Genomic DNA, 15979 nt, shown 5'->3' with positions numbered 1-15979 from the left:
CGGCAGCGTTCGTTGAAGTTTCCGGTTGCCGTTAGGGACCAACTAGGCTCCCCGATTAAACGCCAACGCGAGTCCGAACGACGTCCAGAGTCTTTAAAAGTCGACGCGGACCGAGCCCATTAGGCTGAGTGGCGCACCGAATTGGATTTGATTGGCGCTGTTGGTGCCGACGAAGTACGTTTTATTCAGTATATTGTCGGCGTTCAATTGCGCGGTGACTTTTGATCCGCCAATTCTGGTTTGGTAGCCGGTCATCAGATTCAGAGTAACGTAGCCGGGTACTTGATAGGTATTCTCCGGGTTGCCTTGTCTTTGATCCACGGCCACCAGGCCCGCGCCTAATTTGAATCCTTGCAATTGGCCCTGTTGAAACTCGTAGGTGTTCCAAACGCTGCCAACGTGTTCCGGGGCAGCGAACAAACGGTGGCCCTGATTGCCGATATTGCCGTCGCTGTCAACGTCCTTGGTGATTTTCGCGAACGGCATATAGGTATAAGACGCGATCAGGTTCCAACCGGGCAGGATTTCACCGGTACTGTCGAATTCGATGCCGCGGGTTTCCGCGCCTCCTAACGCGCGGTAGTAAAAGCTTCCGGGAATGGACGTCGGCAAGTTTTGCTGTTTCAGGTCGAAGTAGGACAGGGTGGAGCGCAATTTGCCGTCGAGCAATTCGGTTTTTACGCCGGTCTCCCACTGTTGTCCGGTTTGCGGCGGCAAATTATGGCCGTCGGCATTGAACGAGCTATTGGATACCCCGAAATTCTCGGTGTAGCTGCCGTACAAAGACAGCCAGGGCATGGGTTGCCATAAAACCCCACCGCGAGGATTGACGCGGTCTTCGCCCGGCGAATCCAAACCCGAGACGTTGTCGCGCAAGTTGGCGTTGTCGTAACGCAAGCCGCCCATCAAGTGCCAGCCGCCCGGCAACGTAATCTGGTCCTGAAAATATAGGCCATACCAGGATTGAGTTTGCGAATAGGTAAACTGCGCCGCCGGATCGAATGCCGGCGTCGACGTTTGATACACCGGGTTAAACAGATTGTTGGGCCACAATGCCGAGGAATTATTGATGTTGGCCATGTACCGGACGTTCATATAGTCGAAACCGAACAATACGTCGTGCGTTAGCTGGGCATGTTCGATTTTGCCGAGCAGATTCACGGTGGTGAAATAGTTTTCGTTGCGCTGCTTCGGAAAACTAATGGTTTTGAGATTGAAGTTGCCGTCCGACAATACCGGCTCGAAGGTCGCGAAGCTAGTGTAGGCGTTGTCGATGTCGACGCGCTGCGTCAGGAATTTATTGACGATTTTCCAGCGGTCGTTAAATTCGTGCGACCAATTGACGCCCAGCAATAGACTGTCGCCGTTCCATTGGCTGTTGAAGGGGTCGGCTAGATTCCGATTCCTGGCGACTTGCGCGGGCCGATTGCCGATAGGCGGAATGCCAATATCTTGAATCGTGTTGAAGTGTTGGTATTCGAGTTCGAACGATGCTTGGGTTCTTGGGCTGATATTCCATTTTAAGACCGGTGCGAAAAAGACTTTATCGGTATTGACAAAGTCCCGATTCGATCCGGAGTTCTCGTACGATAAATTTGCTCGATAAAGCAAGCTATCGTCGCTGGATAGCGGTCCGGTGGCATCGACCGTTGTCCGATAAAACGCATACGAGCCAACTTGTTGTTGCATCGAATAATAAGGGGTGGTTAGCGGTTGTTTGGTGACGATATTAATCACGCCGCCCGGCTCCGCTCTACCGTAAAGTAGCGAGCCGGGGCCTTTAAGAACCTCGACGCTTTCTAGATTGGCGGTTTCGCGTTTGGTGGAGGCCAGAGCAAAGCTGATCGGCATCAACGTGCCATCCCGATAATAATTGGTGGTTTGAAAGCCGCGAACCATGAAACCGTCCGAAGTCTGCTGGTTGAATCCGCCTTGCACCACCCCGCTGACGTATTCCAGGGCTTTCTCCAGACGCACGGCTTGGCGGTCCTGCAATACTTGCTTGGACACCACTTGTACCGAAAACGGCGTTTCCATGATTGGCGTATCGGTTTTGGTGGCCGTCGACGCATTCGGCAACTTGTAGTCTGGGTTGAATGGGGCCGTCGCGTCGTAGACCGCTTTCCCGATAACAGAAACCGGCGGCAACGTGTCGGGGGCAGGCGTGGTGGGTGTCTCGGCGGTTTTATCCAACGTCACCGTGTTTTGGTCGATGAAGCGGAAGCGGTAGCCGCTGCCGCGCAATAGACGTTCCAAAGCCTGTTGCGGCGTCATTTGGCCTTCGATCGCTTCGCTGCTCAGGCCGCGGACTTGGTCGGCGGTAAACAGGATTGTCAGACTGGATTCGCTGGCGAATTTCATCAGCGCGTTGTTTAACGATTGAGCGGGAATGTGGTAAGTGCGCGGTAGTGCTTCGGCGCGTGCGGAGTCGATGCTATACGAGCCTCCGACAAAAGCGGCCAACAACGCCGTGGCGCAATTCAGCATGACGTTGTGGTTTCGGCGGCGTTTCGAGTGATTTGCTGTCACGTTCTCTCCAGTAGTGGTATGAATCTCCCTATACAAAACGCACGACTAAAAAAATCGTCTCAAAAAAGTTGGCGCGAGCGGATGTGAATGCATCGATCAGCGGTTACGCCGGTATTCAGCGACGCTTGGCGATGGCGGCTGGCCTGGGGAATCGCCATTGCAACCCGGGTGGTAGCATCAGTGGTGCAGGATCGTCAGCCAAGGTCCTAAGTCGGTTTGCCGTAAATGAAGAATGGTGCGAACGGCGGATAAAATCCGATCCGGCTCGCGTAACGGAAATACGCCAGTCACGCGCAATTTTGCTAAGTCGGCACCGGCGAGCAGAATGCGCCCGGAGCGGTAGCGTTCCAAATCCGCAATCAGCTCGGCTAAAGGCCGGTCGTTGATGGTTAGTTGCCCCTGCTGCCAGGCCGTGGCTTGATCGAGATCGGCCGGTTCCGCGGCTGCCAGCGCTTGGCCGGGCCGATAGTCGAGTTGTTGGCCTTCGCCCACTTCGCGGCGGTCGCTGGCACCAGCGCTCACCGCCACCGCGTGTTCCTGCACGAGGATGCGCGTCTCGCCGCTTTGGCTGACGTAGACCTCGAAGATCGTGCCTAAGGCGCGGACGGTAAGATCGCCGGCTTGCACTTCGAAGGGCCGGTTTCGATCGGCGGCAACCCAGAAACGGGCTTGACCGCGATACAGTTTGAGTCGTCTGACCGTGGCGTCGGCGTCGACCGAAACAGCGGTGTCTGTGTTCATCAGCAGTCGACTGCCGTCGACCAGTTCGATCTCGCGCTGTTCGCCGGTGGCGGTGCGATAGTCGCTACGACAGCTGTCCAGCCAACGGCTGCCTAGCGGTGAGACAGCCGATACCGCCAGCAGTAGGGCCGCCGCGATCGCCAAACGTTTTACCGCAAATATGGTGTTTGACCAGCCGCCGAGCCGGTGCCGGCCAAACGCGACGAGCTCGGCGCCGGGGGCGTCACGCGGGATCGATAGTGCCGGTGCGGCGCGAGTTTCCAGCGTGGCTACCGTCGTCATATCTTGAAAGACTTGTTCGACGGCGGCGAGCGCTTCCGAGTGTCGGTAATCCTGAGATAACCAATCGGCGAAAGCCTGTGTTTCCTGCTCGCTCAAATCGCCGGCATTCAAGCGGATCAGCCAATGGACGGCTTGTTGCTTGGCGGCGGTTAAACCGTCGGAATCGGGGCCAGGCGCGGCTTGCGGTACGGTGGTCATGGTTCCAGTTTCCGCGTGCAGTGGGCTAGGGCTTGTTCCAGCAGGCGGCCGACCTTGCTGCGCGAAATGCCCATCCGCTGAGCAATTTCCAGGTAACTCAAGTCCTCGACCCGGTTTAACAGAAAGGCGGTGCGGCAATCGGCGGGTAGCTCCGCCAGCGCGGCTTGCAGCGCGGCGTAACGTTCTCTCGAAATCAAGATCTTCGAAGGCTCGTTACCAGCCGGGTCGGCTACGGTATCGGCATAGGTATCGCTGTCGGAGTCGGCGAGATGCTGATTTCGAACATTCAACCGGCGCTGGTAGTCGATTGCCAGATTCACGGCTATTCTAAATGCCAGCGCCCTGGCATTGTCCGCCGGTGCCCGAGTCATGCTCTGGTGCAGGCGCAAATAGGTTTCGTGCGTCAGATCGGCCGCCGCCTCCGGACATTTCAAGCGATTGGCGAAAAAGGTCTGAAGTTCAAGCGCGAAGGCCTCGGTCCACAATAGCGGAAGACTGGCGGATTGGCTCATGCGGCTGTACGGTGGCGGGAAAGGTCGTTGGTCGATAGTGGGCGCCGACGATACCACAAGTGTTGCCGTAAAGTGTCGGCGGTTTTTACAGTGTCAGGTAAGGCGATGTGGTTTGGATATTAAAGTATTGAAATTATTTTCAAAAAATAGTTGGCGTATTTTCTGCTTAACAAAACTTGGTCGCAGTGGCGGACGGTTTCATTGATGGGATATTCGGAGATTTTTATGCAATTTAAGTTTGGCGGAATACACAAAGCAATATTGGGGGCGACGCTAGGCTTGATGTCGCTGACCGCGGATGCGGCACATCAAATCGTTAACGTTGCCGGCACCGCCGGTCCTTGGAATTGGGAACTTGGCGGCTTGAACGGCGATTACGCTTACGGTCTCGGCGCGGACGGTAGCGATGCGATTCCGGATTACACGCCTCCGGCCCGGTTGAAGCTGGCCGATATTGGCATCGGCGCGGGCGATTCAATTTACATTACCTACCTTGACGGTCTAACCAACGCGTTCGGCGATGTGCCGAACGTTAATTATAACGGCCATGTAGGCAGCGTATTCAAGGACGACGAGTTGGGCTCCAGCGGCCAGGTGTTACCTAGCTATTATTACGAAAGCGAATGGGGGAAAAATCAGGATCCCGACGATCCGGCGCCCTACGGTCTGTTCTTGCAATCCCTGGTCGGTGCATTGACCGACGACGGCGGCAATATCGTGCAATTGTTGAGCGTGGGCAGCGTGATTAAATTGGATAGCGGTCAGGGCTTTGTATACGGCATCAGCTTCGAATTGCCGGTTGGCGCGACCTATGTGCAATTTGGGCTGAACGACGATATTTTCGGTGACAATACCGGTTCGTTGAACGTGTGCGTGAGTAGCGTCGACGAGGAATGCGGTACTTCGCCGGTACCCGTACCCGGCGCGGTTTGGATGTTCGGCAGCGCCATCGCCGGTCTTGCGACGTATCTGCGTCGGCGCGTTTAAGCTGTATTGAAGTGTCCTGCAAAACCGCCGCCGATGATCTCGCGGCGGTTTTGCGGTTAGATATAAGCAAGTCGGACCGGGGAATAGCGGTTCTAATCGATATAGGTGGGCTCGACCGGACGGGGGCGATAGTCGCGTCTGAATTTTTCGAATTCGGCGATAGGTAGCGGTCGGCTGGTTAGATAGCCCTGATACTGATCGCAATCGCGGCTGCGCAAAAAATTCAATTGCTCCGCAGTTTCGACGCCTTCCGCGATGACCCGCATTTTTAGCGTCTTTGCCATCGCGATGATGGTTGCGGTAATTTCCATATCATCGGCTTGGTCCGGAATGTCCTCGATAAAACTCTTGTCGATCTTAATGACGTCCAGCGGAAACAGTTTCAGATAGGCCAGCGACGAATAGCCGGTGCCGAAATCGTCGATGGACAAGCCGAGCCCTAGTTCGTGCAACTGTTGTAGGATCTCGATCGCTTCCCTTTCCCGTTTCATCAGCACGCTCTCGGTCAGCTCCAACTCCAGATGTTCCGGCGGAAATCCGGTCTCCCGCAGAATGTTGCCTATCGCTTCGCCGATGTCGCTATGCAGAAATTGTTGAGACGATAAATTCACCGCCAACTTTATCGGCGCCAGCCCCCGGTTCAGCCAGCGCCGGCCTTGTCGGCAAACCTCTTGCAACACCCAGTTGCCGATGGGCACGATCAATCCGGTTTCCTCGGCGATCGGTATGAAACGCGACGGCGAGATAATTTCTCCGGTATCGGTTTCCCAACGCAGCAGGGCTTCCGCGCCGACCAAATGGCCGCTGGCGATGTCGATTTGCGGTTGAAAATACACGCGCAACTCGCGGCGCTCGATGGCGAGGCGTAGGCGGATTTCCAGGTCCATCCGTTCGCGGGCCGCGCGAGTCAGATCTTCCGAGAAATATTTGAAACAGTTGCGACCGTCGTTTTTGGCTTGATACAAAGCCGTATCGGCCTGTTGAATCAGTTCGTCCGGGGTCTGACCGTGTTCGGGAAACAGGGCGATGCCGACACTGACGCCGATTCTGACTTCGTGACCGCTGCTCAGGCGCCAGATTTGGCTTAGCGCCGCGATAATTTGCGAGGCTACTTGGGCGGCCGCTTCCGGTTGGGGGATTTCCTCGAGCAACACGACGAACTCATCGCCGCCCAGCCGGCATATCGTATCGCTGTTGCGCAAACGGGCGGTGAGCCTTTGCGCGACCAACTGCAACAGATCGTCACCCGCCAGGTGGCCGAAACTGTCGTTGACGTCCTTGAAGCGGTCAAGATCCAGCATCAATACCGCCATCACGCCGCGCCGGCGGCGGGTTTGGTCGATACTGTGACGCAACCGGGATAGGAATAGCATCCTGTTAGGCAGTTGGGTCAGCGGATCGTGGTGGGCCAGAAATTCCAGTTCCTTTTCGGATGCTTTCAGTTTGGAAATATCCGCGAACACGCCTACGTAATTGGTGACATCGCCTTGGCCGTCGCGCACCGCGCTGATGCTCAACAACTCGGGAAACACTTCGCCGTTCTTACGGCGATTCCAGATTTCGCCTTGCCAATGATCGGTGTTGGCCAGCGTTGCCCACATATCGCGATAAAAATCGACGTTGTGGTGGCCGGAGGCGATGATTTTCGGGGTCTTGCCGATCACCTGCTCCGGCGAGAAACCGGTGATGTCGCTGAAAGCCTTGTTGACCAGCTGAATCTGTTTGTCGGCGTTGGTTATCATCACACCTTCCCGAGTACTTTCGAACACGGCGGCGGCTTGGCTTAGCCGGTCTTCGTTAGCCTTGATTTCGGATATATCGGTGACGGTTCCGACGTAGCCGCACAAGTCGCCGGAATCGGTAAGCTCCGGCTCGGCTCGGCAAACCACCCAACGCGACTCGCCGTCGCCGAGTTGGAAGCGGAATTGTCGGTAGAACGGTTCGGCCAGGCTGACGCATGCTCGCCAGGCGGCGGCGACCTCGGCGCGGTCTTCGTCGTGTAGGCCGTCGATCCAGGCGTCGCCGTGGGAATGGCTGAAGGACAGACCGGAAATCTCGCACCAGCGAGTATTCACATAGTCAAAGGCGCCGGTCCGATCGGTACGGAAAATCCCGACCGGCGCGACCTTGGCCAAAGTGTGGAACAGCAGCTCGCTCTCTTGCAGCGCAATTTCGGCTTGTTTGCGAGCGGTAATGTCGCGCAAGCCGATGACGAAGCCGGGTTTGCCTTCCCAGGTTAACGGCGTAGAGCGCATTTCCGCCCAAGCCAGGCCGCTGGGCCTAATCAAATTAATGTCCTGAAAATGTAAATGACTGTCGGCGACCGGAATCGCCAGCATCTGGCCGGCCAACTCGCCCCGTTCCAATAATGATTCGGCGGCCTGATTGGCGTAGATGACCTTGCCTGACGGATCGACGACCAGCACGCCGTCGGTGATGGTGTCCAGGATCAGGTTGAGCTGGCTAAGGGTTTGCGGCATGGGGTCCGGTAAAAGCGGTTTTAGACGATGACGGTTTGCGCGCCGGTACTTTGAGTCTGGGTAGTAATCGCGGCCATCACCGACGACATGCGCGACAGGTCGCCGAGCAACTTCAACACCGGTTTCGGCAAATCGCGGACCAGCATCGGCGTCGCGAAGACCTCCTGTTCCAGCGCTTTTTCCGGCATTCCTAGCACTTCGACGACATCGAACACCCAATGGCCGGGTTCGTAGATACCGGTCAGCACCGCGCTGATTTGTTCGACCAAGCGGCGGGTTTCCGCATTCAGCGACACGACGTACAGCGTCAATACCAGCTTATGGTGGTTAGCTCGGCGGGCTTCGTGATCCTTGGCGATCCGGACCACCTGGGCGATGTTCTTGATTTGCGAGGCCGACAGCGGTTTGCTGGCCAGTTCGAACTGCAGGCCTTCGTCGTGGGCGGCCTTGAGTTGATCCATGAATTCGGTGGCGAAAGCGGTCACCAGATAGATGTTCAAACTGTCGTCCATACCCTTCAGGCGCCGTAGCGTTTCCACGCCGTCGATGCCGGGCATCCGCAAGTCCAGAAAGATTAAGTCCGGGCGCAGGCTTTGCGCCATCGCGATACCGTCTTCTCCGCATTCGGCCTCGCGTACGTTGTAGCCTTCGTCTTCCAGGATCAATTTGAAGGCGCCCCGTACCGCAGGGTCGTCGTCTATTACTAAAATATTGTTCACCATCGCTAGTCCCGCGTTAAAAGTGAGGAAATTTTAACCGCATGCAACAGCCTTCACCAGAGCGGCTCTCGACGCTGATAGTGCCTCCGATGTCCTGGATCAGCCGCCGCGTTACCGACAAGCCGAGGCCGGTGCCCTGGCCCGGCGGCTTGGTCGTAAAAAAGGGGTCGAACATTCGGATTTGCACTTCGTCGGCGATACCGGAGCCGTTATCGGTTATCGTCAACTCTAACATCTTTTCCGCGCTACGCGCTTGGATATCGATGCGCGGATGCTCGCTGCCGGCGAGTGCGTCGCGCGCATTGATCAACAAATTCACCAAAATTTGCTGTAGCGTTTCGGCGGTGCAAGCGATCGGCGGAAGGTCGGCCGGCGAGTCGACATGCACCGCGATCGCGAATTTGCGCAGTTCGCCTTCCAGCAGCATTAGCGTTTGCTGCAACACTTCAGCAAGCGAGCAACTCCCGGTTTGCGCCGAACGGTTGTGCAAGAAAATCAGCATGTTGGAAACGATGGCCTTGATCCGCTGAATTTGTTGCAAAGCTTGCCCGAGCACTTCGCGGGACTTGGCGTCTTCGCAACGTTCCGCCACGTATTCGACGAAGTTCATCACGCCCATCAACGGATTATTGATTTCGTGGGCCACGCCGCCGACCAGGGTGCCGAGCGCGGACAGTTTTTCCATTTGCAGCATATGGTCCTGATTATCTTGCAATTGGTGGTAGGCATGGCGAGTTTGCTCGACCAGTCGGGCGTTTTCCAGCGAGATGGCGGCTTGCGCGGTCAGTAATTCGGTCATCGCGATTTTTTCCGACGTGAACACACCGTCGGCCAAGCGGTTCTCCAGATACAGCACCGCGCCGAGTTCGTTTTGTTTGACGACCGGCAAGCACAACACGGAGCGCAAGCCCAGCGCGACGACCTCCGGCGCGGTTTGAAACTCGCCTTCGCTGCCGGCGTCGCGCAACACGACTTTTTCGTGAGTGCGAGTCACGTAATTGACGACGGCCCGGCAGATGCCGCGCACTTTGTGTAAGGGCGCGTACTCCTGGCGCGGCGCGCGCTTCTTACCGACATGTTGCTCCGCGGCGACTACCCATTCGTCCTGCTGGCGAATCAACAGATAACCGTGCTGCGCGCCGGAGCTTTCGAGCACGACGGTCATGATTTTGCGCATTAATAGCGGTAAATCGATCTCGGCGGATAGCGCCAGCGCGGATTTCATCAAGTAGCCGATATCCAGGTTAGGGAGTTTTGAATTCGGCGATTCGGATTTGACAATCCTGGCGCCCGTTTCCGGTGGAACGTAGCGGTGCCGCTCCTGTAGTTGTTGGTTTTTAAGATCGGCCCGGCACAGCCGGTAGTGACGGCGAGCCTCGCCGTAATAGAGTTCGGCATCGCCTAAGTCGTGTTCGGCGATCAAATCGGCCAATGCTTCGTAGACATGGCCGGCCAACAGCCCGTATTGCTGGCGGAAGCAGTCGGCGGCAGCATCCAGATACCGATTGCGTGCCTCGCGGACATCGCCGCGAAACCGGGCAATTTCGGCCTTGGCAAAACTCAGATAGGGTTGCAACAGCGGCCCCAGACCGGCCCAAGTTTCCAACTGTGCCAATACCGGCGCGATTTCGGTTTCCAGTTCCAACCAGGGCGGCGCGTCGGCTTGCCGTAAACGGTTCAACAGTCGGTAGACATACCACAAGCGTTTCAGCACGTTATCGGTCAAGCCGTGTAAGTGGCGCTCCACTTGGTCCAAGGCCTGGGCCGCGCCGGCATAATCCCCGAGAAAATAACGGGCGAAGCCGAGCAACGCATAATAGCTGCCGGAGGCCGCGACGTAACGATGGGTGTCCCAATCCGCCAGCGTGGCGGTCATATCAATCGGCTTGCCGCCTTTCATCGGCGCGATCCACCCCGCCAGAACGGCTTCCGCCAAGCCGACCGAGAACGCCAGTTGATTCTTGCGGGAGAATTGCAGGCATTCCTCGGCGGCTTCCTCTATCCAGCGCAGATTCTTGCCTTGGGCTTGCAAGTTCCACATCAGCGGACCGTAGGATAGCCCGGCGTTGTACAAGTCTCCGCAATTGCGACCGCATTGTATGGCTTGATGAGCGTAGTCGACGATGTCGGCCGGGTGCGAACGGCTGTGCATATTGCACCAGACGATGCCGTTCATGCCGCGGGTGGCGCCGAAGGTGTTCGGATATTTGGCGCACAGGTCGCGCGCCAGATCTTCGTAACGGAAGGCTTGCTCGAAGCGACCTTGCTCGCCCAGATTCAATCCCATGATCGAAAACGAGTAGATCACCGACTCGTCCATACCGCCGCCCAAACAATGCTGGGTGGACAGCGCGGCCGATAGGTAGAGTTGCGGCACCAGTCCGCACATATACAAATCCGGAATCAATTCGGCGTAAAAGGCCAGTTCGATTTTATTGCGGCGCTCCCTGGTAAACGGCATCGCGGCGATTTTGCTCCAGACGTCGCCTTGAGCTTCGATGTCGGCCGTCAAACTTTCCATTTGACGGCGAGCGTCGTCGGCATCGGCGGGCAGCGATTTGCCGAAATACGCCAGGCCGCGGTTGGCGGTTGCAATCGCCTGTTGAAAATTGCCGAACGAGGATAGCGAGGTCGTCTGTTCGGCCAGGGCTTCCGCCTTATCCAAATCGCTGACCGCGTGTTCGATCAATTGGTTGAGCAAGGCTTCCGAACTATCGTAACGACCCCGCATCAAGTCGGTTTTGGCCAGCCGTTGGTAAATTCGGAAGGTCAGCTCGTAGGTCTGGGTCCAGCAGTCGCCCGGCAAATAACGATGGGCCATTTCGAAGAACTCGTTGGCGGCTTCGCCGGCCAGCGCATCCAGCGCTTTATTGCCGGCGTGAAAATTGATTTCCGCCAGCCAATAGCGGGTGCGGTCGTCGGGCGAGCTGGGTTTGCCCTGGTTTAAGTGCGCGGCGATGGTGAACAAATGATCCATGTGCGTCAGTTCGGTGCCGACCGGGGTTGTACCGAGCAGGCGCTGACCGATGCGCCAATGAATCGCCCGGCGCGCGGCCGGATCGACCTGACGCAGTACCGCTTCTTGTACTCTGTCGTGGACGAATTGCAGATCGGATTTGTTTTCCAGCATTAATCCAAGACTCAGTACCGGCTTCAGGTCCTCGAACAACGGTTCGATGCGCAATTCCAATACCTTGGCGATTTCGTCGGCACTGAAACGATTGCCCAGGCAGGCGCAATAATCGAGGATACGCAAGGTCCGCTCGGGCAGCTTGCGGACCTTGGCGCTGAATAGCTCGACCACGTTGGCAGGCATCCGCGTGTCGCGGATGCGTTGCATGTCCCACAGCCAATGCCGATCGGCGTCGATGCCGAGTAGGCCTTCGTTGTATAGCCAGGCCAGACTTTCACTGACGAATAACGGGTTGCCCTCGGTCAGTCCGGCGATGAATCGAGCGAGAAGGGCGGTGGCTTCCAGAGACGAATCTAGAATGTAGGCCACCATATCGTGGCAGTCCGGCTCGCTCAACGCGCCGAGGCGAATTTCGGTCAGCGGGCCCTCGGCTTCGCCGACCCGGCGGATCAATTTCGTCAATGGGTGGCCGGCGTCGACTTCGTTGTGCCGATAGGCGCCGAGCAACAATAGAAATGGGTGATCGCGATGGTTGGCAAACAGGTTTTGTAAAAAATCGAAAGTCGCGCTGTCGCACCATTGCAGGTCGTCAATGAAAAGCACCAGCGGATTGTCCTCGCTGGCCAGACAGGCTAAAAATCGGTCGAACAGATTGTTAAAGCGTTGACGGGCCTCGACCGGCGGTAACGCCGGCGGCTCGGGTTGCGGTCCGATGATGAAGTTCAGTTCCGGCACCACCTCGGCGATGACGCCGCCTTGGTGTTCAACCGCTTCTAAAATCCTGGCCCGCCACTGTCGTACCTGAGCGTCGCTCTCGGTCAGGAAGGTGCGGATCAGGTTGCGCAAGGCCTGGATCAGCGAACTGTAGGGAATGTTTTTCTGGTATTGATCGAACTTTCCGGACGTGAAGTAGCCGCGATTCTTTACCAAGGGTTTTTGCAGTTCCTGAATCAGCCGGGTTTTGCCGATACCCGACAGGCCGGAAATCAGTACCGATCGAAACCGACCGCGCATCACCTCGTCGTATTCGCGTTGAATGGTTTCGGATTCGGTTTGCCGTCCGACCATTTTCGAGATGAATATCACCCGGCGGCTACGGTCGTGGCGGCCGATCGCGAAATTAGACACCACGCCGTCCCGGCCGTATTCGCTCTGACAACGCCTGAGGTCCGCCAGCAGTCCGGCGGCGCTTTGGTAACGTTTTTCCGGTTGCTTGACCGTCAGTTTAGCGACGATCTCGCTCAGCGTTTCCGGTATGCTCGGGTCGAGTTCGTGCAGGTACTCGGCTTCCTCCGCCAGATGGGAATGGATCAGTTCCAACGGGTCTTCGGAGACGAACGGCGGCCGGCCACCGAGCAATTCGTAGAATACGATGCCCAGCGAATACAAATCGGTGGCGAAATCGACCCGGTAGTTGATGCGGCCGGTTTGTTCCGGCGACGTGTAGGCCAAGGTATGGCGAACGAATTGCGGATCGTAGATGAAATGACTGACATCGCGGATATCCAACGGCGTGATGAAATCGGTCAGCCGCAAGCCCAGCGTACCCGCATGCACCAGAATGTTGTGCGGCTTGACGCCGCCGTGAGTAATGCCGCAGTCGTGAACGGTTTGCAGGATGTCGGCGAGCGGACAGGCCAGCGCGAAAAAACTGTCGAGACCCGGCGATCCTTGAGATTGCACCCAGTCGCTCAAGGTTTGGCCGGCGAACCACGGTTGGACGATGAATTGTTCGCCCTCGTCGGATTCCAGCGCCAGCGGCGTGCTGACGCGCGGGTCGTGCAACACCTTCAGACGTTCGATTTTTTGCCGCAAATGCCGGGATTGATCTTCCCAACTCGACAGCAACTTCAGGTACTTGATGACCAGCGGATACTCGGGCACGTGTTTGTGGTAACCCTTGTAGACCGAAGCTTGCAAGCTTTCGCCGAGTTTCTCTGTCAGTACGTAGGCGTCCGGTTGCGGAAGGTGGTTCGAGTGGACATTCATGGCCTATCCGATCATGGGTTTCGGCAGCGAGTCGCGGCGCTTAACTTATAATGTCTCGGATTTTGTAACCGAGAGGACATGCGATGGCCGCCACCCAATCCACGATGATGCCGCTGGGCACGATAGCGCCCGATTTCGAATTGCCGGATACCGTGACCGGCAAGACGTATCGCTTGCAAGACCTGCGCGGTAAGCAAGGCACGTTGATTCTGTTTATCTGCAATCATTGCCCCTACGTGCTGCACGTCAAAGCCCAATTGATCGCGATTGCCGGCGACTACGCGAGCCGGGGCGTCGCGACGCTGGCGATCAGCGCCAACGACGTTGTCGCCTATCCGGACGATGCGCCCGACAAGATGCGCGAGCTGATGGCGGCCTGGGGCTACCCGTTCGCGGCCTATTTGTACGACGAGACCCAGCAAGTCGCCAAGGCGTATCAAGCGGCTTGCACGCCGGACATTTATCTGTTCGACGCCGATTTGGCCTGCGTTTATCGCGGCCGGCTGGACGCGGCGACACCGAAAAACGGCGAGCCGGTGACCGGCGCGGATTTGCGGGCCGCGCTGGACGCGATGTTGAATGGCCTTCCGGTCGAGGCCCGGCAAATTCCCAGTGTCGGCTGCAACATCAAATGGAAGCAGGACCACTGAACGCGAGATTTTCATCCGGCAAGCGCGGCTGGCTTAGTGTTGCTGGTCGTCGAATTGTTCGACCATCAAATCCAGTTCGCGGCTGGATTCCGAAACGCTACCGGCCGCTTCGCTGGCTTGAGTCGCATGTTCGCTGGTTTGCCGGGACAAATTGCCGATGGCTTCGACGGTTCGAGCGATGCCCTCGGAGACCACGTGCTGTTGCTCGGCCGCGCTGGCGATCTGCACGATCATTTCGTTGATGTAGCCGACCGATTGCAGCGTTTCGTGGAGCAGGCTAGTGGAGTTTTTGCCATGCTCGGAGCCGGCGGCCGCCATTTCTCGAACCCTGGCCATTTCGGCGACGGCGTTTTCGGTGCCGCCGCGCAGATCGTTGATCATTCGATGAATTTGTTCGGTCGATTTTTGAGTGCGGCCGGCCAAGGTGCGTACTTCGTCGGCGACCACCGCGAAACCGCGGCCCTGATCGCCGGCTCGGGCGGCTTCGATCGCGGCGTTCAGCGCCAACAAATTGGTTTGTTCGGCGATGCCTTGAATCACGTCCAGCACGCCGCCGATATTCTGGCTATGGGTCGAGAGCACCTGAATCACCGCTTCGGCTTGATTGACCGCGCCGGCCAGACTTTCCATCATGCCTATCGTGTCGTTGACCCGCGCAACCGAAGCCTGGGATTTTTGGCTGACATTGTTGGCGGCATCGGCGGCATTGGCGGCGCTACGGGCTACTTCGCTAACCGTGGCACTCATTTGATGGATCGCCGAGGCAATTTGTTCGATTTCCCGCAGTTGCTGGTCCATCGCGGTGCTGACTTGCCTAACCGCGCGATGGGTGGAATCGGCCTTGCCGGCCAAGGGTTCCGTGGCTTGAATCAAACGGCGGATGATGGTTCGGGATTTGGCTTTCAGCAATTTGATCGCTAACAGCAGTTGACCGATTTCACCATCGTCGGCGGTGTAGATGCGTTGGGTTAGCGGGTTGTCGATGACTTTGCGCGCTTCGGCGGCGGCGGCGCTCAACGGTTGCAAAAGCAAAGCGGCGGCGGCGTAGCCGACGGCCAGCGCGGATGCCGCCAGACCGGCCGCGACGCCGGGGCTAACCAGGCCGTTAAGGTACAGGATGCCGGCTAGCGCGGTCTGGGGCAGGCCGTAGCTCATCGTCAGCTTCGCTGTCAGAGTGAGTCGGCCAAGGCCGGCCGAACCGGTCTTGCCGGCATTCATTTTTTCGTAGATTTCCCTGGCGCGGGCTACGGTCGAGGGATCGGGTTTAACACGCACCGATTCGTAGCCGATGATCTTACCTTGGTCGAAACGCGGCGTCACGAAGGCGTCTACCCAGTAGTGGTCGCCGTTTTTACAGCGATTCTTGACGATGCCCATCCACGGCTTACCGCTTTTGATGGTTTGCCATAAATCGGCGAACGCCGCCGGCGGCATGTCGGGGTGGCGGACGATGTTGTGGCTTTCCCCGAGTAGTTCGCTACCGCTAAAGCCGCTGATTTTAATAAAATCGTGGTTGATGTAACCGATCCGGCCGGCGGTGTCGGTGGCCGAGGTGATGGTGAGTTGGGTGCTGTACTCGATCTCTCGTTGGGTAATCGGAAGATTTTTTTTCATCGTTATCCCTGATCGTTATTTTTTATGGTGGAAGCGGCGAACAAGCGGTGCTTATGCCGCGAGTTAGTATAACCCTCGTTCGAGACTTGTCGCCGGAGGTGCCGGAAAAATTCTCGGGCGCCGATACAGCGGAAAACTCGCGCAA

9 protein-coding genes are annotated in these 15979 nt (G+C 57.3%); 2 read left to right on the top strand and 7 right to left on the bottom strand.

What is annotated here, in order from left to right:
• Positions 1 to 93 precede the first annotated feature (93 nt).
• The 3 genes from ACQE3E_RS14085 to ACQE3E_RS14075 all read right to left on the bottom strand — a co-directional run bounded on the left by ACQE3E_RS14085 (position 94) and on the right by ACQE3E_RS14075 (position 4262).
• On the bottom strand, positions 94 to 2529 hold the full coding sequence (locus ACQE3E_RS14085) for a TonB-dependent siderophore receptor (RefSeq protein ID WP_427500675.1): 2436 nt from the start codon (positions 2527 to 2529) through the stop codon (positions 94 to 96).
• A 177-nt stretch (positions 2530 to 2706) separates the two neighbouring features.
• Positions 2707 to 3750 carry a FecR family protein gene (locus tag ACQE3E_RS14080; protein WP_313729985.1) on the bottom strand — a complete coding sequence of 348 codons (1044 nt, stop codon included), beginning with the start codon at positions 3748 to 3750 and terminating at the stop codon, positions 2707 to 2709.
• Positions 3747 to 4262: an RNA polymerase sigma factor gene (locus ACQE3E_RS14075; RefSeq protein ID WP_168029498.1), complete on the bottom strand. Its 516-nt coding sequence runs from the start codon at positions 4260 to 4262 to the stop codon at positions 3747 to 3749. Before ACQE3E_RS14075 ends, ACQE3E_RS14080 begins: the two co-directional genes overlap by 4 nt.
• 225 nt (positions 4263 to 4487) lie before the next feature.
• On the opposite strand from ACQE3E_RS14075, the gene ACQE3E_RS14070 reads away from it, so the two are divergent.
• A complete protein-coding gene (locus ACQE3E_RS14070; protein ID WP_427500674.1) occupies positions 4488 to 5249 on the top strand; it encodes a hypothetical protein in 762 nt (253 codons plus the stop codon).
• Positions 5250 to 5341: 92 nt separating this feature from the next.
• On the opposite strand, the gene ACQE3E_RS14065 is transcribed toward ACQE3E_RS14070, so the two are convergent.
• The 3 genes from ACQE3E_RS14065 to ACQE3E_RS14055 are packed head-to-tail and all read right to left on the bottom strand — an operon-like array spanning position 5342 to position 13570.
• Positions 5342 to 7729 (bottom strand): sensor domain-containing protein, encoded by a 2388-nt coding sequence (locus ACQE3E_RS14065; RefSeq protein WP_427500673.1) that lies wholly within the window; start codon positions 7727 to 7729, stop codon positions 5342 to 5344.
• A gap of 20 nt (positions 7730 to 7749) precedes the next feature.
• Positions 7750 to 8451 (bottom strand): response regulator, encoded by a 702-nt coding sequence (locus ACQE3E_RS14060; protein ID WP_313729989.1) that lies wholly within the window; start codon positions 8449 to 8451, stop codon positions 7750 to 7752.
• A 13-nt stretch (positions 8452 to 8464) separates the two neighbouring features.
• Positions 8465 to 13570 carry an AAA family ATPase gene (locus tag ACQE3E_RS14055; protein ID WP_427500672.1) on the bottom strand — a complete coding sequence of 1702 codons (5106 nt, stop codon included), beginning with the start codon at positions 13568 to 13570 and terminating at the stop codon, positions 8465 to 8467.
• Positions 13571 to 13653: 83 nt separating this feature from the next.
• On the opposite strand from ACQE3E_RS14055, the gene ACQE3E_RS14050 reads away from it, so the two are divergent.
• Positions 13654 to 14220 carry a thioredoxin family protein gene (locus ACQE3E_RS14050; protein ID WP_281020657.1) on the top strand — a complete coding sequence of 189 codons (567 nt, stop codon included), beginning with the start codon at positions 13654 to 13656 and terminating at the stop codon, positions 14218 to 14220.
• A 33-nt stretch (positions 14221 to 14253) separates the two neighbouring features.
• Here ACQE3E_RS14050 and ACQE3E_RS14045 read toward each other — a convergent pair whose 3' ends face one another.
• A complete protein-coding gene (locus ACQE3E_RS14045) occupies positions 14254 to 15834 on the bottom strand; it encodes a methyl-accepting chemotaxis protein (RefSeq protein ID WP_313729992.1) in 1581 nt (526 codons plus the stop codon).
• Positions 15835 to 15979 lie beyond the last annotated feature (145 nt).

This window comes from Methylomonas sp. MED-D, assembly GCF_050276835.1.
Taxonomy (GTDB): Bacteria; Pseudomonadota; Gammaproteobacteria; order Methylococcales; family Methylomonadaceae; genus Methylomonas; species Methylomonas koyamae_A.
This window is presented reverse-complemented; position numbering and strand designations above follow the sequence as displayed.

Bases quoted from the DNA above. Each gene is read 5' to 3' on its own strand.
- ACQE3E_RS14080 (WP_313729985.1), bottom strand. From the start codon at position 3,750: ATGACCACCGTACCGCAAGCCGCGCCTGGCCCCGATTCCGACGGTTTA.
- ACQE3E_RS14055 (WP_427500672.1), bottom strand. From the start codon at position 13,570: ATGAATGTCCACTCGAACCACCTTCCGCAACCGGACGCCTACGTACTG.
- ACQE3E_RS14070 (WP_427500674.1), top strand. From the start codon at position 4,488: ATGCAATTTAAGTTTGGCGGAATACACAAAGCAATATTGGGGGCGACG.
- ACQE3E_RS14065 (WP_427500673.1), bottom strand. From the start codon at position 7,729: ATGCCGCAAACCCTTAGCCAGCTCAACCTGATCCTGGACACCATCACC.
- ACQE3E_RS14045 (WP_313729992.1), bottom strand. From the start codon at position 15,834: ATGAAAAAAAATCTTCCGATTACCCAACGAGAGATCGAGTACAGCACC.
- ACQE3E_RS14050 (WP_281020657.1), top strand. From the start codon at position 13,654: ATGGCCGCCACCCAATCCACGATGATGCCGCTGGGCACGATAGCGCCC.
- ACQE3E_RS14075 (WP_168029498.1), bottom strand. From the start codon at position 4,262: ATGAGCCAATCCGCCAGTCTTCCGCTATTGTGGACCGAGGCCTTCGCG.
- ACQE3E_RS14060 (WP_313729989.1), bottom strand. From the start codon at position 8,451: ATGGTGAACAATATTTTAGTAATAGACGACGACCCTGCGGTACGGGGC.